16 protein-coding genes and 4 pseudogenes are annotated in these 19,867 nt (G+C 71.4%); 8 read left to right on the top strand and 12 right to left on the bottom strand.

The genetic code is table 11. The annotated features are described in order from the left end of the window. The 3 genes from FF36_RS39520 to FF36_RS29565 form a co-directional block, all read left to right on the top strand. The coding region (locus FF36_RS39520) for a WD40 domain-containing protein (RefSeq protein ID WP_044888495.1) at positions 1-352 on the top strand (352 nt) is incomplete at its 5' end. Between the two features lie 259 nt (positions 353-611). Next, positions 612-1,211, top strand: a complete 600-nt coding sequence (locus FF36_RS29570; protein WP_052681601.1) for a TetR/AcrR family transcriptional regulator — start codon at positions 612-614, stop codon at positions 1,209-1,211. A 298-nt stretch (positions 1,212-1,509) separates the two neighbouring features. After that, positions 1,510-2,340 (top strand): bifunctional 5,10-methylenetetrahydrofolate dehydrogenase/5,10-methenyltetrahydrofolate cyclohydrolase, encoded by an 831-nt coding sequence (locus tag FF36_RS29565; RefSeq protein WP_044888494.1) that lies wholly within the window; start codon positions 1,510-1,512, stop codon positions 2,338-2,340. A gap of 40 nt (positions 2,341-2,380) precedes the next feature. On the opposite strand, the gene FF36_RS29560 is transcribed toward FF36_RS29565, so the two are convergent. Both FF36_RS29560 and bioA read right to left on the bottom strand, forming a co-directional pair. Then, on the bottom strand, positions 2,381-3,703 hold the full coding sequence (locus tag FF36_RS29560) for a GGDEF domain-containing protein (RefSeq protein WP_236706626.1): 1,323 nt from the start codon (positions 3,701-3,703) through the stop codon (positions 2,381-2,383). 711 nt (positions 3,704-4,414) lie between these two features. Continuing rightward, positions 4,415-5,701, bottom strand: a complete 1,287-nt coding sequence (gene bioA, locus FF36_RS29555; RefSeq protein WP_044888493.1) for an adenosylmethionine--8-amino-7-oxononanoate transaminase — start codon at positions 5,699-5,701, stop codon at positions 4,415-4,417. A gap of 176 nt (positions 5,702-5,877) precedes the next feature. Here bioA and FF36_RS29550 point away from each other — a divergent pair, with 176 nt between their 5' ends. Beyond that, positions 5,878-6,747, top strand: a complete 870-nt coding sequence (locus FF36_RS29550; RefSeq protein WP_044888499.1) for a rhomboid family intramembrane serine protease — start codon at positions 5,878-5,880, stop codon at positions 6,745-6,747. A gap of 87 nt (positions 6,748-6,834) precedes the next feature. Here the strand turns inward: FF36_RS29550 and FF36_RS29545 are convergent. From FF36_RS29545 to cobM, 9 genes and pseudogenes are all read right to left on the bottom strand, one after another. Then, positions 6,835-7,068: pseudogene (locus FF36_RS29545) on the bottom strand (integrase core domain-containing protein); the annotation flags it as partial. Between the two features lie 211 nt (positions 7,069-7,279). Continuing rightward, positions 7,280-8,554, bottom strand: a complete 1,275-nt coding sequence (locus tag FF36_RS29540; protein WP_044888491.1) for an IS4 family transposase — start codon at positions 8,552-8,554, stop codon at positions 7,280-7,282. A gap of 116 nt (positions 8,555-8,670) precedes the next feature. Next, positions 8,671-8,901: pseudogene (locus FF36_RS31900) on the bottom strand (DDE-type integrase/transposase/recombinase); the annotation flags it as partial. Further along, positions 8,879-9,130: an IS3 family transposase gene (locus tag FF36_RS33610; protein WP_255354250.1), complete on the bottom strand. Its 252-nt coding sequence runs from the start codon at positions 9,128-9,130 to the stop codon at positions 8,879-8,881. The gene FF36_RS33610 and the pseudogene FF36_RS31900, both read right to left, overlap by 23 nt. Positions 9,131-9,303: 173 nt before the next feature. Further along, positions 9,304-9,594 carry a transposase gene (locus tag FF36_RS33605; RefSeq protein ID WP_082122338.1) on the bottom strand — a complete coding sequence of 97 codons (291 nt, stop codon included), beginning with the start codon at positions 9,592-9,594 and terminating at the stop codon, positions 9,304-9,306. Between the two features lie 82 nt (positions 9,595-9,676). After that, positions 9,677-10,185, bottom strand: a pseudogene (locus tag FF36_RS39515) (HNH endonuclease signature motif containing protein); the annotation flags it as partial. 1 nt (position 10,186) lies between these two features. Beyond that, positions 10,187-10,424 (bottom strand): annotated as a pseudogene (locus tag FF36_RS39510) (DUF222 domain-containing protein); the annotation flags it as partial. 747 nt (positions 10,425-11,171) lie between these two features. Next, on the bottom strand, positions 11,172-11,987 hold the full coding sequence (locus tag FF36_RS29525) for a cobalt-precorrin-6A reductase (RefSeq protein WP_082122341.1): 816 nt from the start codon (positions 11,985-11,987) through the stop codon (positions 11,172-11,174). A 125-nt stretch (positions 11,988-12,112) separates the two neighbouring features. Then, the gene (gene cobM / locus FF36_RS29520; protein WP_044888490.1) at positions 12,113-12,928 is read right to left on the bottom strand and encodes a precorrin-4 C(11)-methyltransferase; all 816 of its coding nucleotides are present in this window, start codon (positions 12,926-12,928) and stop codon (positions 12,113-12,115) included. Positions 12,929-14,828: 1,900 nt separating this feature from the next. Between cobM and FF36_RS29510 the strand changes: the two genes are divergently transcribed. Continuing rightward, positions 14,829-15,449, top strand: coding sequence for a TetR-type transcription factor C-terminal domain-containing protein (locus FF36_RS29510; protein ID WP_044888489.1), 621 nt, complete (start codon positions 14,829-14,831; stop codon positions 15,447-15,449). A 7-nt stretch (positions 15,450-15,456) separates the two neighbouring features. On the opposite strand, the gene FF36_RS29505 is transcribed toward FF36_RS29510, so the two are convergent. Continuing rightward, positions 15,457-16,230 carry a DUF3710 domain-containing protein gene (locus tag FF36_RS29505; RefSeq protein ID WP_242422981.1) on the bottom strand — a complete coding sequence of 258 codons (774 nt, stop codon included), beginning with the start codon at positions 16,228-16,230 and terminating at the stop codon, positions 15,457-15,459. A gap of 172 nt (positions 16,231-16,402) precedes the next feature. Between FF36_RS29505 and FF36_RS29500 the strand changes: the two genes are divergently transcribed. The 3 genes from FF36_RS29500 to FF36_RS29490 form a co-directional block, all read left to right on the top strand. Beyond that, positions 16,403-17,005 carry an NADAR family protein gene (locus FF36_RS29500; RefSeq protein ID WP_242422980.1) on the top strand — a complete coding sequence of 201 codons (603 nt, stop codon included), beginning with the start codon at positions 16,403-16,405 and terminating at the stop codon, positions 17,003-17,005. 82 nt (positions 17,006-17,087) lie between these two features. Further along, complete coding sequence (locus FF36_RS29495; RefSeq protein ID WP_044888486.1) at positions 17,088-18,386, top strand: DUF5925 domain-containing protein; 1,299 nt, start codon at positions 17,088-17,090, stop codon at positions 18,384-18,386. Positions 18,387-18,854: 468 nt separating this feature from the next. Continuing rightward, positions 18,855-19,867, top strand: a 1,013-nt coding sequence (locus FF36_RS29490) for a carboxyl transferase domain-containing protein (RefSeq protein WP_277912999.1), incomplete at its 3' end; no start/stop codon positions are given.

Here is a 19,867-nt window from a genome sequence, read left to right as displayed (position 1 = left end):
CACCGGCCACCCGCTGCGCACCCTGGCCGGCCACGACCGCCCGGTCCGCTCGGTCGCCTTCTCCCCCGACGGCACCCTGCTGGCCACCGCCGCCGCGGATCGCACCGCCCGGCTGTGGGACGCCGCTACCGGGAACGCCATCGCGTCCCTGATTCCCATGCCGGCGGGATGGGCCGTCCTGCTGGCCGGCGACGCCTACAAACTGGTGGGTGAACCTGACGGCGCATTCTGGTGGATCATCAAGAACGTCCGCTTCGAACCAGGCGATCTTGACCGCTATGTCCCGGCCATCCACCGGCTCCTGCCCGACGCCCCGCTGCCGCTGCCGCCTCCTGGGCGCGTCGCGGGATGACGTCAACATCGTTGATTATCATGACGGCATCGACGACACCGAGGAAAATCCAACGAGTGGGGCGGACCCCGACGACAGGTCGGGTCCGACGGACCCTGCTGCCGCCGACGAGGCGGCCGAGGCCGTCCCGGCGAACACCTCACCTCCGGACGGCGAGCGCGCGATCACAGCCGATCCGTCCGATGCGGACGCGGGCCGGCGGGGACGGTCGCGGCGGTCGCGGCGGACGCCACGGGGGACGTTGTCGCGCGAGGTGCTGATGGCGGCGGCGATGGAGGTCGTCGACACCAATGGCGCGGGGGCGTTCAGCATGCGGGCTCTCGGCGGGTTCCTCGACTGCGACCCGACCGCGATGTACCGGCATTTCGCCACCAAGAACGCCCTGCTCGACGCGCTCGTCGACAGCGTCATCCGGGACGGGGTCGCGGACCTGCCGGAGACCGACGATCCGCGCGCCGACATCCGCGCGAACTTCCGCCAACTCCGCCGCTCGCTGCTGGCCCACCCGACGCTGGCCCCGCTGGTGCTGCGCCGCCCGCCGGGCGTCGGCGCCTACTGGGAGCGCTCCGACCACGCCGTCGCCCAGCTCCACCGCGCCGGCATGGACCCGGCGGACGCGGCCAACGTCTACCAGACGCTGCTGTTCTACACCCTCGGCCACACCCTGTCGGAGGCCCGCCAGCTCGCCCGCGCGGTGGAGAAGGAGGGGGCGGGCGCCCGCGGTGGGCCGGTGGCCCAGGTGCGCCCGCCGGCGGAGCTCCATCCGGACCTGTCCGACGTCGCCCCGCACCTGCGGGAGGACAACGAGTCGCAGTTCCTCGCCGGGCTCGACCTGATCCTGCGCGACCTACCCCGATAGTCGTCCCCCGATAGTCGTCGTCCGCCGCAGCGGCGGGCCCGAGGCCGGCGGCGGGACGTCCCGGGCACGAGCACCCTAACCCGTGACGGGTACCCCGTGACGGTTACGGCCCGGCGCGGCCTTGCTACGGTACGAGCGAGCCCGTGGCCCCGAGCCGCCCGCGCGAAACGCCCCAGATTCTCACGGTGGGCCGCCGCGGCGCCACCCGCGGGTGACCGCGGACGGCGGGTCGAGCAACCGGCGCCGCGGGCCGGCCTGACGACGCCGACGAACGAAGACGACGAGATCGGAGTACCGGATGAGGTTGCTCGACGGGCGGTCCATGGCCGCCGAGATCGGCCGGTACGTGATCGACGAGGCAGAGCGGCTGATGCTTGCCGGCAAGACGCCGACGCTGGCCGTGGTCCTACCGAACGCGGATCCGGCCGCCCGCTCCTACACCCACATCATCGAACGGACCGCCGGCAAGGTCGGGGTTCGCTGCGAGCCGCACGAAGCCACCGCCGGGGCCGCGGCGCTGCTCGACACGGTCGACGCACTGGCCGCCGACCCGCTGGTCGACGGGATCATCGTCCAGACACCGCTGCCCGCGGAGCTGAGCTCCCGCGAGGTCGGCGAGCACATCCCCGTCGCCAAGGACGTGGACGGGATGAACCCGGAGAGCCTGGGTCGGCTCGCCCTGGGGCTGCCGGGCTTCGCCCCGGCGACCGCCGCCGCGGTGGTGGAGATCCTCACCCGCGCCCGCATCCCGATGGCCGGCGCTCGGGTGTGCGTCATCGGTCGTGGGCCGGTCGTCGGCAAGCCGGTCTCGCTGCTGCTGCTCGCGGAGGACGCGACCGTCACCGTCTGCCATTCCCACACGAAGGACCTGGTGACGATCGCGCACGAGGCCGACATCATCGTGTCCGCGACGGGGGTACCGGGCCTGATCGGGGCCGGGTTCGTCCGGCCGGGGGCGACGGTCATCGACGTCGGCACCGCGGTCACCGCCGCCGGCCAGGTCGGCGACGTCGACGCCGCGGCCATCGCCTCGGTCGCCGGTGCCCTCACCCCCGTGCCGGGCGGAGTCGGCCCGGTGACCACCATGCTGCTGCTGCGCAACACGATCCGAGCCGCCCGCGCCGACTGACGCCGCGCGCCGGGGCACACAGCCAGGCCGGGACGCACAGCTAGGCCGGGGCGCACAGCGGGTCGGCGAGGCGGACCCGGTTGCGGCCGTCGGCCTTCGCCCGGTACAAGGCGGTGTCGGCGCGCGCGATGAGCGCGGACAGGTCGCCGGGCGGCCCGTCCTGGGTCGCGACGCCCACGGACACGGTGACCGACAGCGGAGGTCGGCCGTCGAGCCGGCAGCGGGTGCCGGCGACCTGGCGGCGGATCCGCTCGGCGATGTCGAGGGCGTGCTCTCGTCCCGCCTCGGTGAGCAGGATGACGAACTCCTCGCCGCCGAAGCGGCCGACGAGGTCCCGCGGCCGGGCCGTGGCCCGCAGCGTGTCCGCGACGGCGAGCAGGATGACGTCCCCGATGAGGTGGCCGAAGCGGTCGTTGACCCGCTTGAAGTGGTCGATGTCGACGAGCAGCACCGACAGCGGCCGGCCGGTGCGGGCCGCTCGGCCGATCTCGCGCTCGGCGACCTGGTGCCAGTAGGCGGCGTTGGCGAGCCGCGTCTTCGCGTCCGAGCGGGCGGCGAGCAGCAGGTCGGCGTGCAGCAGGCTGCGTTGCAGCAGCAGTACCGGCGGGGTCACGGCCAGCATGAGGAACGGGCTCGCCGCCCACAGCACCGCCACCACGATCGACGAGCAGATCTCGGCGGCCCGCGCCGGCACGAGCTCGCGGCGGGCGCGCCGCGGCGCCCGCGCGGGGCGCCCGGCCGGGCGATGGACGTCGGCGCCGGACGGCGCTCCCCCGAGCCACGCATCGAGGCCGTCGCCCCGGCCCGATCGGGCCATCCCGACCCCGGGCAGACCGGCGACCAGCGGGTACACGGCCACGGCGGACAGGAACGCCAGCGCCGCGGAGCCCGAGCCGACCAGGCCCTCGACGGTGAACGGTCCCCTGGTCGGGCTGAGCAGCAGGTGCACGCTGGACGCGCAGAAGCCGGCGATGCCCAGCGCCGCGGCATGGAACATCCGTAGGTGCGGCGGGCGGATCGGGTCGGCGCGGCCGGCCAGCCAGCACAGCGGCAGGCCGATCACCGTCGGGTAGAACGGCGGCAGCAGCACGGCGACGGCCACCGTCCAGGTGGCGAGCAGGTCATGCCGGGCGGCCGGGGAGACGGTGAGGTCGGCCCCCAGCCGCCCGGCCACGACCACCGCGAACCCCCCGAGGGCGACGAACGCGGCGAACGCGAGCACGTCGACCCAGCGTGGCCGCAGCCCGGCGATCGCGACGCCGACCAGCGTGGCCCAGCACAGCGTGACCCCCACGACCCGGCGCACGACCGTCCGCGGTGCGCGCCACAGCATCCAGCCCCGCCCGACCAGCTGCGGTAGCACCCGACCTGGCCGGGGCGGTCGGTCCCCACCGACCCGCCACCGGCGGCTCCGGTCGGTTCGCGGGCCGCCGTTCCCAGCGCTCCCGCTCCGGGAGCCGCCGACCTCAGCGCCGGGAAGGCCAGCGCCGAGAAGGTCAGCGCCGGGAAGGTCAGCGCCGGGAAGGTCAAGGCCGGCCATGCGCAGCGCCGGCGGACAGGCGGCAGAGGGGCGGGGCTGCGCCCGCGGGGTGCGCACCCGCAGCCGTCGCCACACCCGGCGGGCGCCGCCCAGCAGTACGCAACTCGGGCGACGTGGCAGTCGTAGGCGTAACGGCATTGGCGGATGGCCTTCCTCGTTCTCGTCCGCGGCCGTGGTCGGCCGGAACCGCCCGGTGAATCCAACCTCGTCGTTGCTACTCACAGTGAATCGTTGAGAACGAAGAGTACGAAGACGTTCGCGTCATTCGCAACCGTCGCAATGGCGCGGCTAACTGCTCCGCGGCGGCGGCCGGCCGCATTCTCCCGCCGCGACGGGCCCCGAACTCGTTCCGGAAATGGCATCTGACCTGCGACGACGAATGGGGCGACGAAAGGGCCCGCGCCGTGGCCCACCGGCCGTCGTCCACGCCACGACGCCCGCGGAGAGACCACACACGACACGCCCGGGAAACGGCATGGCTCCGCGTCTGGGACCAGAGTCGGCCGAGCCGCGGACCAGCCGAGGACCAGTTCCTCAGGTGGTGCGGGCGACCGCCTCGACCATCGCACCGGTCAGGGTGGCAACGTCCGCCGGCGACGTGATGAACGGCGGCATCGTGTAGACCAGCCGGCCGAAGGGCCGCACCCAGACGCCGAGCTCCACCAGCAACGGCTGGATCACCGCCATATCGACCGGTTCCCGCGTCTCGATCACGCCGATGGCGCCGAGCACCCGCACGTCGGCCACTCCCGCCAGCTCTGCCGCCGGGGCGAGGCCCGCGGTGAGCCCCGCGGAGATCTCGGTGACCCGCGCCCGCCACGGCGAGGACAGCAGCAGCTCGACGCTGGCGTTCGCGACGGCGCTCGCCAGCGGGTTGCCCATGAACGTCGGGCCGTGCATGAACGCCCCGGCGGGCGAGTCGGACACGCCGGCGGCTACCTCGTCGGTGCACAGCGTTGCGGCCATCGACATGTAACCGCCGGTCAGCGCCTTGCCCAGACACATGATGTCGGGGCTGATCCCGGCGTGGTCGCAGCCGAACAGCTCCCCCGACCGGCCGAAGCCCACGGCGATCTCGTCGGCGATGAGCAGCACCCCATGGTGATCGCACAGTTCACGCACCCGGGCGAGCCAGCCGGGTGCGTAGAAACGCATGGCCCCGGTGCCCTGCACCACCGGTTCGAGGATGACCGCGGCGAGCTCGTGGGCGTGCCGGGCGAGCAGCCGCTCGAACTCGGCAACGTCGGCGTCCTCGCACGGCTCGTCGTAGGCGCGCCTCGGCGCCGGGGCGAACAGGTGGCGCGGCAGGAGCTGGCTGAACAGGTGGTGCATCCCGGCGTCCGGGTCGCAGACGGACATCGCGCCGGAGGTGTCGCCGTGGTAGCCACGACGGATGGTCAGCAGCCGGGTCCGCTCGGGCCGACCCCGGCCGGTCCAGTACTGCAAAGCCATCTTGATGGCCACCTCGACGGCGACGGATCCCGAGTCGCAGAGGAACACCCGGCGCAGCGGCTCGGGGGTGATCGCCACCAGCGTCTCGGCGAGGCGCACCGCCGGCTCGTGGGTCAGGCCGCCGAACATCACGTGCGACATCGACCCGAGCTGGGTGCGCACGGCCTCGTCGAGCACGGGGTGCCGGTAACCGTGGATGGCCGCCCACCACGACGACATCCCGTCGATCAGCTCGCGGCCGTCGGTCAGCGTGAGGCGCACCCCCGCGGCGGACGACACGGCGAACAGCGGCCCGGTGTGCGACGCCGCGGCGTAGGGGTGCCAGACGGCCCGGCGGTCCCGGGCCACGAGATCGGAGGAGGGCTTCACCCCTCCTACTCTGGTGCATCGGCGACGCGGGCGGCCTTCCCGGGCGATGCGTGCGCGACGCACGTCACGCCACACCGGGCCCCAACCGCCGGGCCTACCGGCCCCCCACCAGCCGCGACGTCCACCAGCCGTGCCCGACGGCGACGCCACCCGGCGCACCGGGCAGGATGGGCGGCGTGGTCATCCCGATTCACGACATCAACCCGCTGAGCCGGCGGCCGATCGTCACCTGGCTGCTGATCGCCGCGAACGTAGTGATCTTCATCTTCTTCGAGCCTGTGGTGAGCTCGGTCGCCGGAATCGGGACCTCGACCCCACAGAACGTCTGCGAGCAGCAACGGTTCTTCCAGGAGTGGGGCGCGATACCCCGGGAGCTGGTGCACAACGCCCAGCTCTCCGCCGCCTACTCCGGCCACATCGGCGTCGACGCCGCCGGCAACCCCGGATGCATCGTGCAGACGCCGCCGAGCTTCGACAAGATTCCGGTTCTCTCGGTACTGACCGCAATGTTCCTGCATGGAAGCTGGCTTCACCTCATCGGTAACATGCTGTTTCTCGGAGTCTTCGGCAACAACATCGAAGATCGCATGGGTAGGCTGTTCTACCTGCTGTTCTACCTGGTCTGCGGGTACGCCGCGACCTACGGCTTCGCACTGTTCGAAAGCGGGTCGTCGAGCACCCTGATCGGCGCCTCAGGTGCCGTCGCCGGGGTGCTTGGCGCCTATCTCGTCCTGTTCCCCAGAGCTCGTGTCATCGGCCTGGTATCGGTGCTGTTCTTTCTGCCGTTCTGGTTGCCGGCCTGGATCGTCCTCGGTTTCTGGTTCGCGCTGCAGTACGTGTACTTCACGGGATTCGGCGTCGCCGACGGGGGCGCGGTCGCCTATGGTGCGCACGTCGTCGGCTTCATAGTCGGGGCGCTGCTCGTCGCGCCGTTCATCCGTCAGCTACGCGCGGCCGGACCGGGCACGCCGCCCCGGGTGCCGCAGCACCGGTGGATCCGCGGAACCGGAGCCTCCGCCGCCGCCCGGCATCGCCGGAGCTACTGATTTTCTTTGAAGTGGGGTGGCCTGGTTCCGCGGGGCCGTTGGTGTTGATCGGCCCCGCGTTTTCCGGACACATTCTATCAGTCGGTTTTAGGCCGCATCATTGCGGTTCAGGAATTCGTTGTGGACTTCTTGCGGTGTTCTGTAGCCGAGCCCGGAGTGGAGTCGGCGGGTGTTATAGTGGAACTCGATGTACCGGGTGATGTCTCGGCGCGCGTGTTCGCGAGTGGGGTAGGAGGTGCGGTGGACACGTTCGTTCTTCAGGGCGGCGAAAAACGACTCCGCCATTGCGTTATCGTAACATATTCCGGTCCGTCCGACCGAGTGCCGGAGGCCGAGCGTGACAAGGGTCCTCGCGAACTCCTCCGAGGTGTAGTTACTCCAATGCCACTAAGATAAGATCGGAATCTTGATCGCAAGTTTCGGAACAAAGATCACGCCTCCTCCCGGCGTCAGCTTGGTCGGGAACGTGTGCCGGTTTCCTCGCTTGCTTACGCGGGGGTAGCGTCGCGGTCTGCGTTCACGCGTGATCCTTTCAAGAATTTCTGCGATCGTCCTCGCGGCCGCCTTGGCGAGTGTCGAGGGGGGAAAAGGCCGCCTGGTCTGTGACCTGGCGGCGGACGATGTTCAGGGTCCTTTGGAAGGAAAGCCGGTCCGGGTCGATTCCGCCGCTGTCCGCGGCCTCGACCATGAGTGCGCGGATCGCGTAGTGGGCGAGGAGGAGCCCCCAGAATTCCTGGCGGACCATGGCCGGGGACTTCGAGCGCAGCCCTGCGCCGGGTGCGAGCAGTTGTGTCTCGATCTCCTTGAGGGACAGCTCGTACTCCCAACGCTGCTGGTAGGTCGCGGCGAGCTCGAGGGCGGTGGCCTCGGCGGGGTCGAGGATCGTGGTGACCAGGCGGAACGTCTCGGACGATCCGCCGTCGCCGGTGTCGACGGTGTATTCGATGACCCGGACCGGTATGTGGCTGGCGTCCCTGGGGTCGGCGACCGCTGCCAGCGGCATCCGCCAGGAGCTTCCCCGGTTCTTCTTCGACTTGATGGTGGACAGGTAGGAGCCGTCGGGAAGCAGCGACTCGGCGGGAAGTTTCATGTGGGCGGAGACCCGCCAGAGCAGTGCGGCCCCTGTCACCATGAACTCCGCCCACAGCTCGAAGCTGAAGAACCCTCGGTCGGCGGTAATCAGCATGTCCGGCTCGACGGAGCCGAGAAGCCCGGTCGCGAGGTCCCTTTCACCGTCCCGCATACTGCCGGTCGTGGCCGCCAATACCGCGTGCGTACCACATTCCACCAGCCCTACCGACCTGATCTGCGGAAAAGGCCGCCGGGTACCACCACGCGCTTTCTCGAACGCGGTGAGGTTTTCCGCGGTGTCCGGAACGTCGATGTTGACGCCGTCGATGGCCATGAGCCGCCATGAACGAAGCCACGCACCCGCCGTGCCCAGCTCCGCGAGTGGGACCGCGACCCGTTCGAACAGCAGCTTCAACGGCTCCTCACCGAGGCGCTCACGTGCCTGGCTGAGCGCGCTCGTCGACGGCACCGTCCACTCATCCCGCCAGACCGCCATGAACCGCAGACCGCCCACAAGGCGGCGCAGAACCTCCTCGTAACCGTCCCGGAAAACCGCAAGCGCGACCACGAAATAGACGACGACGTGTGCAGGAAGTAGTCGGACCCGTTTCTCCCGCCTACCGGTCTCGGTAAGGACCTCGTCCACGGCATCTCGTGGGATAACTCGCGCGAGCACACCCACAGAGATGTGGTCCGTAAGACGTCCCGCCAGTGACGGCTCCTCACCTGAATCCACGCGCCATTATATCGCGGCGATCCCTCGCGGAAGAATGCCATGCAACCGCTCGCTCACCCAAAAACAGCAACGAAACGATCAAGCGTTAGTTGATCTTGTCGGTGCCGGTCCTTATCTTAGTGGCATTGGTAGTTACTCCCTCGATCGGTGTGGAAGATCGCGCCTGGGGTGAGCGGGATGGTGCGGGCCGCATTGATGATCGCCGCGGAAATCAGCGGGGTTCTGTAGTGGTCATCCATGGCATAACCGATGATTGCTTTGGTGTGGCAGTCGATGACCGTGGCGAGGTACAGCCATCCTTCCCAGGTCGGAATGTAGCTGATGTCACCGACCATTTTCACGCCGGGGGGCGGAGGCGGTGAAGTCACGGTTGACCAGGTCCGGGATCGGGCCGGTGAGGCCGGCGTCGGTGAGGGACTGCCGCCAGGGCCGGGGCTGGTAGGCGACCAGGTCCGCCTGGCGCATCAGAGATCGCACGAGTTCGACGCCGCAGGTCTCGCCCTGGCGGGCGAGGTGGGCGTGGACACGGCGGTGTCCGTAGGTTCCGTCGGAGCCCTCGAACACAGCTATGATCATCCGGGTGAGGTGGGCCCGGCGCCGGCTGGTCGCCGACGCCGGTCTCCCTCGCCATTCGTAGTATCCCGACCTGGATACCTCGAGCCAGCGACACATCGCGTCGATCCGATATTTTCGGGCGCCCGCCGGTGTGCGGGTGTCCTTCTCCACGTCGATGAACTCGTATTTCGAGCTTACCGATATTCCTGGGCGAAGAAGGAAGCCGCTTTTCCCAAGAATTCCGCCTTGAGGCGTAGTTCCCGGTTTTCCTTCTCAAGTTCCCGCAGCCGTGCCCGTTCCGGAACCGTGAGCGGCGGCTCGTCTCCGGCATGCTCCTTCCGGTAGGCCGCTACCCAGACACCGAGAGTGCCTTCCAGTATTCCGAGTTCGCGGGCGACCGTGGCGATCGGACGTGACGTCTCGATCACCGATTTCACTGCCTCTTCGCGGAACTCCGGGGAGAATTTCCTGCGACGTTCAGCCATGTGGCACACACTCCATTCCGTGTACAGTCTATTAGATCGACTGCCCGGAATTCTCGGGGCGCCTCACCGCGGTGCTGGTGGCCGGGGTGGGGCTGGTGGCCGGGAGGGCGGCGGTGTCGAGGGTGAGGGTGTGGGTCGGGGTCATCAGGCCGGGTGCGGGCCGGTCGAGGAACCGTCGGCCAGAGCCATCAACGCGTCGGCGTCCCCCCGGCGGTCCCGCGGCGCGGCCACGGACTCCCCCTCCGCCGGCGGCCCCTCCCCCTCGGCCTCACCCGACCCGCTCACCTCGCCAGGCTGGCCGGGCTGGCCGGGCTGGGCGGGCTGGGCGGGTGGGGTGGGGGGTGTGGTGCGGTGCAGGCTGGCATGGGCGGCGTCCAACGCCGCGAGCAGCCGGACCCCGTCCTCGGCAGGCAGAACCGCGGTGAGATGCAACATCCCCTCGTCGTCGTACCGCCACCCCACCTTCCGCGCCGCCCGCCGCGCGGACCGATCACCACTCACCCCCCGATAGGCACGGACCACCCGTTCCAACTGCCCCGCCGTGCAGTACCGGGCATGGGTCAACCACACCTGCTCGGTCGAGGCCTGCGCNACCCGGCTGACCGCACGCACCTTCGCATACGACAACGTTCCCGCCGCGAACGCCGCCCGGATCGCCGGAAGCCCCTCCAACGCATGCGCGACCGCCAGATACTGCCGGGCCGTCCGCGACCCGATCCCGCACCGCCACGACAACCAGTGCGCACACGACCGCATCCCCACCCCCGACCAGCCCTCCCGCCGATCAAACGCTGCCAGCAACATCAACCAGCCACACGTCGCCGCCGCGANCCGCCCCGCCCACCGGCAGATCGACACCTCCAACTCCGCCACCGAACCCCCCTCCACATCCCCCCGAACAGATCCCCCTCCCAGCCCGCAACCGGCCCGCGCACCGGCACCTCCCCGACAACCGCCTCCCCCCCGGNACCCGAATCCGCTCCGGGAACCGCCTCTTCCCCAGAAACCGGATCCTTCTCGGGGACCAGGTCCGCAACCAGCGCGGATACAGCCATCGGAGTTGCTACAGAACCCACCATCATGATCACCAGGCCAGGGGTGTCGAGGACCATCGGACACCGACACACTCCCACCCACCACCGACACTTTTCCGACCCCACCCACACACCACCCGACCCCAACCACACACCACCCGAACACAACACCACTCCAAACCGGCACCGGCACCGGTGGGCATGACATTCCGCGATTTGAATGCCACATCCGACGCTCGTAGGGTTCCGCGGAACCGGCCCCACCCCGCGACCCCACCCCACACCCCGATCCCGACACCGACACCGGTACTCGTGGGGTTCCGCGGAACCGGCCCCGGCCCGACTCCGACTCTGGCTCTGGCTCTGGCTCTGGCAATCATGGTGTTTCCGGCCGAGCCCGACCCCGGACCCCACGCTCGGCCGGTTCCGCGGAACCGGCCCCGCGGCTGGGACGAAACCCGGCCCGCGACGAATCCCATTCAAGTACCGATCTACGCCGCTACGGCACAGAAAATACCTACGCCGCTACGGCACAGAAAATACCTACGCCGTTACGGCACCAGAGCTAGCGCCCGCAGCCGCGTTGCGACAGGTGGCGAGGGCGGTCAGCCAGTGTGTTGCGGGGGCGATGTCGGACACGACCGGGAATCCGGCCGGCGGGGGCGGGCGGTCCACCATGATGACGGGCAGGCCGAGGGCGCGGGCGGCGGTGAGCTTGGCGGCGGTCATCGCGCCGCCGCTGTCCTTGGTGACGAGAACGTCGATGGCGTATCGGCGCAGCAGCGCCGTCTCCCCGGCCACGTCGAACGGGCCCCGGTCGAGAATCACCTCGAGCCGCGGCGGCAGCGCGCCGGTGGGGGCCTCGACGCAGCGGGCCAGGAACCAGGGGCGGTGCAGCCCGGCGAACAGCGCGAGGTCGCTGCGACCGGTGGTCAGGAACACCCGCGGGCAGGGATCGGTCGCCGTGCCGCGCCGGGGCGGGACGAACCGGTCGATCAGGTCCGTCAGAGTAGGCAGGGACGGCACCCGGCGCCAGTCGTCGCCGGGCTGGGCAGTCCAGCCGGGGCGGCGCAGGACCAGCAGCGGCACGCCGGTGGCCGCGGCGGCCGTCGCGGCGGAGGCGCTCATCCGGGCGGCGAACGGGTGGGTCGCGTCGACCACGGCGTCGATCCGTTCGGAGCGCAGCTGCTCGGCGAGGCCGGCCGGTCCGCCGAACCCGCCGATGCGGACCCGGCAGGACGGCGGCACCCGCGGCTCCCGCACCCGCCCGGCCAGCGAGTAGGCGACGTCGAAACCACCGGCCTCGGTTAGGGCGAGGGCCAGCCGGCGGGCCTCGCCGGTGCCCCCCAGCAGCAGCACCCGCAGCGGCACCGGGGGTGCCGGGCGCGCGGATAGTGCCGGGCGCGTCGATGGTGCCGCCGTGGGGCCACCGGCGGCCTCCCCGGCCTCCCCGGGCGGCACGGATCCCGCGGGGTCGGTGCCGTTCACCGTGGATCGGCCGGGTCCAGCTCGCCGGGCACCGAGGACCAGCCCGTGGCGGGCGCCGGCTGGCAGCCGTCGGGGGCGAAGCGCTGCGGCGAGTAGAGGAAGCTGTCGCGGAAGCCCGCGGCGGCCAGTGCCCGACCGACGATGATGACAGCGGTCTTCGTGAGGCCGGCGGCCCGGGACTGCGCGGCGATGTCGGCGAGCGTGCCGCGCAGCACCACCTCGTCGGACCGGCTGGCCCACGCGACCACGGCCGCCGGACAGTCCGGGCCGTAGCTGGGCACGAGCTCCTCGACCAGCGACTCGATGCGGTGCACGGCCAGGTGCAGCACGAGCGTCGCCCGGGACCGGCCGAGCGTCGCCAGATCCTCGCCGGGTGGCATCGGGCTGGACAGCACGGCCGTGCGGGTCAGCACGACACTCTGGGCGACGCCGGGAACCGTCAGCTCCCGCCGCAGCGACGCGGCGGCGGCGGCGAACGCGGGAACCCCGGGGGTGACATCGTAGGGGACGCCTGCCGCGTCCAGCCGCCGCATCTGCTCGGCCAGGGCGCTGTAGAGGGACGGGTCGCCCGAGTGCAGGCGGGCGACGTCCTGGCCGGCGGCGTCGGCGGCGCACAGCTCGGCCGTGATCGCGTCGAGGGTCAGCCGGGCCGTGTCGACGAGTCGCGCGCCGGGCGGGCAGTGGGACAGCAGCTCGGCGGGGACGAGGCTGCCGGCGTACAGGCAGACCGGGCAGGCGGCGATCAGGTCCCGCCCGCGCACGGTGATGAGGTCGGCGGCGCCCGGCCCCGCCCCGATGAAGTGCACGGTCATCCGCGCTCGCCGTCCCGGGCCCCGTGGCCGTCCGCCGCGGGGAACACGGTGACCCTGGGAGCGCGGCCCGCGGTGTCGGCGGGCTGCCGCGGGATGTTCGGCACAACGGGCAACGCTAGCAGCCCCGACGCGGCGGATCTGCGGATCGCCGGCCGTCTCGCCAGGGTAGGGCGGCCCTGCCGGAGTGGGCCCGCCCTGCCGACGTCTCCCCACGCGCGGATGTCGTCTGGCTCGCCGATGTCGTCCGGCTCGCCGGCGCCGGCCCGCGCGGCTCGGCGGGTGCGCAGGACCCGAGCCACCCGCTGCCACAGCAGCAGCGCCACGCCCAGGGTGAGCGCGCCGCGGGCGCTGATCGTGTACAGCACGAGGCCGCCCTCGTACTGCAGGATGCCGGCGACCAGGGCGAGCAGCCCCAGCAGGGCCGCCGGATGGCGCCGGCGCCACAGCGCGCCCTCCGTTCGGGCCAGGAGCAGGCCGCCCAACCCGGCGAGAATGACCATCCAGACCGGACCGCCGACCGGCAGCAGCTCGCCGAGCTGGGTGGGGAGCCGGTCGAAGGCGCTGGTGATGCCGTAGGTGCCGGACAGGCGGACCTTCAGCGACCGTGATTCCAGGGCGGTGCTCAGCTTGTCGGGGGCGAGGAAGCGCGGGACGGCGATCATCACGTCGTCGCGCAGTGTCACCGGGCCAATCGGTGGCGATCCGGCCCGGAGCTGGTGCAGGATGATCGACGGGTAGGAGTTGCCGTCCAGGCGGACCCCCAGGTCGCCGATGCCGTGCCGGTTGATCCCCCGCTCCGGTTGGGCGAGTGCGCCGCCCAGCGCCGTGACTCGTTCGCCGACGCCGGCCCCGGCGCCGAACACCTGCCGGCCGGAGTCGGCCCGTGCGCCGTAGATGACGAGGTAGGACAGGAGGATCAGGCTCGCCACCCAGGCGAGCTGCCGGCCCCGCACGGGAACCCCGGTCACGGCGAGCAGGTACAGCACGACCGCTGCGGAGATCGCCACCGGTAGCCGCTGACCGGCGAGGGTGTGCAGGGTGCACTGGACGGTGAGCACCGGGATGAGCCAGCGTCCCCGCGTCCGCACCAGCACCGCGAAGCTGGCCAGCGCGAGGCCCACGACGAGGAACTGCGTCGCGAATCCACCGGCGAGGTACTGCCCGCCCGACTCGGTCCCGGGGTCCGTCCCAGCCGCTGTCCCCGCTCGCCCGGCGGCGGTCACCGCAACCGCGGCCACGGCGAAGACGACCAGGAATCTCCAGTCGTAGAAATCCGGAACGCCTGCCCGAAAGGATGCCCGGTCCGGTGCGCCGCGGGTCGCCACCCGATAGGCGCCGGCGAAGGAAAGAAGGGCGACGCCGACCAGAACCGTATAGGAGGCGATATCCGAATCGGACGTCAGAAGTCGGTTGTCGCTGTACACCGGCGCGACGGCCTGGAAGATCTCGGTCGCGCCGTGATAGGCGGCGGCGGTGCCGACAAAAAGCAGACCGAGNNTTNTTTTGGCCTGCTGCCACCGCCGGTACACGAGGAGAGGAACGGCGAGTCCCTGCAACAGCAGTCCCAGGGCGAGCGCAGCCGACACCGATGACCTCTCATCCCCGTTCGCGCGCCTTTTCGGTGAAACCTGACGCTATGCCTCCCGGACGTCGCCTCGAGGTGCCCGCCGGACCTCGACGACGATAGCCGCCGAACGCTCCCTGAATGGCGTGATGGCCGAAGGTCCGGTTCTCGGCGAGTCGGTGTGGGCCCAGCTCCTACCATCGGTGCTGACCTGATCGGCCGCGGAAACGCTGATTCCAGCCTGATTCGGAGAGGTTCACCCGAACTCGTTGGAAATGCCGTTGATGTGGCCATCCTGGGGTGTCGCGCGGCCGGTTCCGGGATACGCTCGGGGGTGTGGACCGGGTCGCCGCGCGTGCCGCGCTCCAGCAGCGCAGGGCGGAACTCTATCGGGCGGCCACCGATCTCTTCGCCGATCTTGGCCTGGCCGAGATCTCCCTTCGGGACATCGGGGCCCACGCCGGGGTGGAACCGGTGGAGTCGGTCCGGGACTACCTTGCCGGGACACTGGAGCGGGACGTGTGGGAGGTGCCTCTCTCCGTGCTCGTCGACGAGTTCTTCCGGGTCATCAACAGCGCTCTGGCGGCGGCGGGCCCGTCGGCGGCGGAAAGACTGTCGGCTCTTGTCCGCGGCACCATGAGCTACTACCTTCGCTACCAGACGACCGCCTTGTTGCTCCGTTATCGGACGATCGGGCGGGTGGGGGAGCGGTTCTCGATCGGCGAGCAGGTGGTCGAGCGCGGCGCCAGCCAGCTTTTCGGCGAGATCATCCAGCAGGGGGTGCGGGAGGGCGTGTTCCGCACGCCCTTCCCGGCCGACGCGCGGCGCAGCATCGAGGCGGCCGGCACGGCCGCGCTGGAGTGGTACGACCATACCGGCCCCGTCCAGCCCGACGAGCTGATCGAGCGTTACGTGCGCCTCTCGCTGGCCACCGTCGAGTTCATCGGGCTGCGCTGACCGGACATCAGGCGCGTGTCCGCGGCCGGCCGAGGGCCATGATCTCGGGAGCGTGTCGCTGGGCCGGGACCTCGACGATGCGCTTGCCCGTCCGGTCGGGCATGACCAGCGGGATCGGCTCGCGGACGGGCATCGGCGCGTCCCCCCGCACCACGACCGTCGCGGCGAGCAGCTCCTCGAGTGCGGGCGCCGCCGCCGGATCGGTGGCCGCCGGCCCGGTGAAGACCGCGCAGAGGAACCATCGCGGCCCGTCGACGCCGACGATCCGGGCGGGAACCGGACCCGACTCGACGTCGATCGGCAGGTGCAGCTCGGGGCCGCGCGGCCCCGGCCGGCAGGCGTCCGGGTCGTCCGGCGCCGTCGCGGCGAGCAGGTCCGCGCGGATCGTGGCCCACAGATCCTGTCCCCGCGGTGCGGCCAGCACGGACAGCTCCAGAGCGGAGGAACCGTCGGTCGCGACCAGCGCCGGCACCGGCCCGTCGAGCGACAGCCGGATCCACGTACCCGTCACGCGTGGGATCAACAGCGCGCCGAAGTCCCCCCGCTGCCGGCCGTCATCGGGCCGGGCGGCGGCGTCGTAAGGTCCCGCGACGTCCGGCCCGTCAGAGGCGTCCGGGCCGGCAGGAGAGTTTGGGCTGGCAGGAGAGTTTGGGCTGGCAGGAGAGTCCAGGCTGGCAGGAGAGTCCGGGCCGGGCCCGGACGGTGGGTCGGCGTCCCCGCGTGCGGCGCCGATCCGGCCGGACCCGCCGGCTCGCGCGGCATCGCGTCGCCGCCCCCGCATGAGTCGTCCACCGAGCATCGTCGACCACCTCCCGCCCGAAGCTTGTAGTGATCGTGGCGTGACGCCGGGTAGGCGCGCCGAGATTCTCGTGGGAACACCCCGTCCCTGCGCTGGTTTTGCCGCAGGCGTGGTCATTTGGCATAAAAACCCGGAAAGGTGCATCCGGCGGGCTGTGATCTGCCAACCTCGGCGTGTGCTCTCGACCTCCGGTCCGCCGCGCTCCATCGAGGACCTGCGGCGTCTCGAACACCAGGCGGCGCCGCTTCGGTTCCGGTACTTCTGGGGCCAGCGTCAGGCCGTCGCGGACGGCACGGGAGCGGGCTGCCTGAGCCTGCGCTGGCCGGCCCGCTTCGCGGTCGACGGGGTCGACTACCCCAGCGCGCAGCATTACGTGCTGGCGCGCAAGGCCGGGCTGTTCGGCGACCAGGCCGCCGCGGAGGCGGTGCTCGCGCTGCCGGCGCCGATCTCGCTGGCCGCCATCGGCCGACGGATCCGCGGCTTCGACGAGGCGGTGTGGGACCGTCACCGCTACGCCGTCGCCCTCGCCGCGAACTCCGCGAAGTTCGCCCAGAACGCCATCCTGCGCACCTACCTCGCCGGCACCGCCGGCCTCGTCCTCGCCGACATCAGCCCGCGGGATCGCGTCTGGGGGATCGGCTGCGACCGTGACGACGATCGGGCCGGCCGGCCGAGCGCCTGGCCCGGGCGCAACCTGCTCGGTTTCGCCCTGATGGAGGTCCGGGACGCCCTGCTGGCGGCGGCCGCGGCGAGGTGACCTGCCCCGAACGGCGTGACCTGCCGGCCTAAATCGCGTAACGGGATGGTCGAAACGCGGCGAGTCCGGGACCATCGGAGGCGTGTCTGTTCCCAGCCAGAGCCAGAAAGCGTCGCTGCCCAAGTCCTGGACGGTCTCCGAGTCGCTGAGCGGGGGGATGAAGCTCCCGTTCATCGTCGGCCTCGACGATTCGGACACCCCCTACGACGTCGTCGACGCGCTCGCGCTCGCTCCCTTCACGACCGGTGAACAGCCGTGGGCCCGCAGTGCGCGGGTGGACCGGCTCCGCCCCGGAGCGACCCTGTTGCCGCCCGGAGCGCGGGTACTGCGCTCCGTCGTGGAAGAGTCCCGTGACTCCCGGCTGGCCGTGGGAGAGGGCTGGACGGTGCGGTCCGTTCGCTGGCGCGGTGGCGGCGGCGAGGTCACCGTGACGGCGGTCAGCGAGCAGCTCGCCCGGGGTGTGCTCGAGGACGTGCTGCGCTCGTCCGCGGCCGAGACCGGCTCGGACAGCTCCGTCAGCATGGGTTTCTGGTATCTGTCCGGCCAACGTGGGCCGATCCGGACCAGCCGGCGGACCGCGACGACGAGGTGGTCGTCGATCCGGGGCAACTATGCCTCGGCGGCACGTGACTCCCTCGACAAGCTCATGGCCATTCGCCGCGACAACGTGATCGGCCGGCTGATCCTGCTGCACGGGCCGGCCGGGACGGGTAAGACGACGGTGCTGCGCGCGCTGGCCAACGAGTGGCGCTCCTGGTGCCAGGTCGACTGCGTGCTCGATCCGGAGGCGCTGTTCGCCGACCCGGCCTACCTGATGGAGGTCGCGATCGGCTTCGACGACGACGGCGACCCCGACAACGACTCCGCGGACGCCGGCGACTCCGACTCCGACTCCGACGGTGCCGGCGACTCCGACGCCGACGGTGCCGGCGACTTCGACGCCGCCGCGGGCGGTGCCGTCGGCGGCGGGGACGGCGGCGAGGGTGACCGGATGGGCCAACCCGCCGTGCGCCGCTGGCGGCTGCTGGTCATCGAGGACTGCGACGAGCTGATCCGCGGGGACGGCCGCGGTTCCGCCGGACAGCAGCTGTCCCGGCTGCTCAACCTCACCGACGGGCTCGTCGGCCAGGGTCGGGAGGTCCTCGTCGCGCTGACGACCAACGAGGACCTGTTCCGGCTGCATCCCGCCGTCGTGCGGCCGGGCCGGTGCCTGGCCCAGATCGAGGTGGGCGCCCTGCCCCACGCCGAAGCCGTGTCCTGGCTCGGCTCGACCGACGGGGTCGGCTCGACGATGACGCTCGCGGAGCTGTTCGCCCTGCGCGACGGCCGCGGTCTGCCCCGCCCGACCGGCGGCGACACCCGCCACGGCCTGTATCTGTGAGGCGAGGGCCGCCCGGGAACGCCCGGGCGGCCCGGTTCCGTGGCCGGCTCGGTTCCCCCGGCCGGCACCGGCGCCGGCCCCGACGCCTGGAGGCCCCGACGCCTGGAGGCCCCGACGCTTGGAGGCCCCGACGCTTGGAGGAACAGCGCGGCCACGGCAGGCAACGTTAGTGTGCCGGCGAGCGTCCTTCACGGTGGGCGCCGCAGATCGCGGCACGCGACAGGCCGGATCGCACCGAGGGACCGCCGAATCCGGCTATCACCGCTAAGGTAAGCCGCAGTGGGGTCAACCGGTGCATTTCGGCTCGATAGCGGGTAGACCGTTATCGGCTGGTCCGATTGCGCAGCCGGCGTGTCCGTATGCTGCGGCCGCGTTCTCGGTGCGTCTCGGACGTCTCGGGTGGGAACGCGCCGACCTGGGGAAACGTCGCGTTTGGCAACCTTGTGTTCAGCTTTGTGGGGAGTGATTGTGACGGCGGTGCGAACCGGATCCATCGCCGGGCAGCGGTCCGCCGAGGTGCGCCGCGCCTCGGCGATGCCGGTCCTGGCCAGCCGGGTGGATGCCACCGGCGAGCAGGCCCGGCGCAACGCCGAGGGGCACTGGCACGCCGTGACCGATCTGCAGGAGCGGCTGGCGGTCGCGGCCGTCGGCGGTTCGGAGCAGGCCCGGGCGCGGCATGTCGCCCGCGGCAAGCTGCTGCCCCGGGACCGTGTCGACGCGTTGCTCGACCGCGGCAGTCCCTTCCTGGAGCTGTCCCCGCTCGCCGCGAACGGGCTGTACGACGATCCGGTGCCGGGGGCGGGCATCATCACGGGGATCGGGCGGATTGCCGGCCGGGAATGCGTGGTCGTCGCCAATGACGCCACCGTGAAGGGCGGCACCTATTACCCGCTGACGGTGAAGAAGCACCTGCGCGCCCAGGAGGTCGCGCTGCACAACCGGCTGCCCTGCGTCTATCTGGTGGACTCGGGCGGCGCCTTCCTGCCCCTGCAGGATCAGGTGTTTCCGGACCGGGAGCATTTCGGGCGCATCTTCTTCAACCAGGCGCGGATGTCGTCGCTCGGCATCGCCCAGATCGCCGCGGTGCTGGGTTCCTGCACGGCCGGCGGCGCCTACGTCCCGGCGATGGCGGACGAGGCGGTCATCGTCCGCGACCAGGGGACGATCTTCCTGGGTGGCCCGCCGCTGGTGAAGGCCGCGACCGGGGAGGTGGTGACGGCCGAGGAGCTCGGCGGTGGCCTGCTGCATGCGCGCACCTCGGGGGTGACGGACCACCTGGCCGAGGACGACGCGCATGCCCTGCGGATAGTCCGGTCGATCGTGGCGAACCTGGCGCCGCGCGCGCCCCGGCCGTGGGCGGTCGAGCCCGCCGAGGAGCCCGCCGTGGACCCGGCCGGCCTGTACGCGGCGGTGCCGACGGATTCGCGGACGCCGTATGACGTGCGGGAGGTGATCGCGCGGGTGGTGGACGGGAGTCGGTT

The sequence above is a fragment of the Frankia torreyi genome (genome assembly GCF_000948395.1).
Taxonomy (GTDB): Bacteria; Actinomycetota; Actinomycetes; order Frankiales; family Frankiaceae; genus Frankia; species Frankia torreyi.
This window is presented reverse-complemented; position numbering and strand designations above follow the sequence as displayed.

What these genes read in the sequence shown, in the direction of transcription:
- FF36_RS29570 (WP_052681601.1), top strand. Translation starts at nt 612, where the DNA reads ATGGCGGCGGCGATGGAGGTCGTCGACACCAATGGCGCGGGGGCGTTC.
- FF36_RS29565 (WP_044888494.1), top strand. Translation starts at nt 1,510, where the DNA reads ATGAGGTTGCTCGACGGGCGGTCCATGGCCGCCGAGATCGGCCGGTAC.
- FF36_RS33610 (WP_255354250.1), bottom strand. Translation starts at nt 9,130, where the DNA reads ATGATCATAGCTGTGTTCGAGGGCTCCGACGGAACCTACGGACACCGC.
- FF36_RS33605 (WP_082122338.1), bottom strand. Translation starts at nt 9,594, where the DNA reads ATGGCTGAACGTCGCAGGAAATTCTCCCCGGAGTTCCGCGAAGAGGCA.
- cobM (WP_044888490.1), bottom strand. Translation starts at nt 12,928, where the DNA reads ATGACCGTGCACTTCATCGGGGCGGGGCCGGGCGCCGCCGACCTCATC.
- FF36_RS29505 (WP_242422981.1), bottom strand. Translation starts at nt 16,230, where the DNA reads ATGCGGGGGCGGCGACGCGATGCCGCGCGAGCCGGCGGGTCCGGCCGG.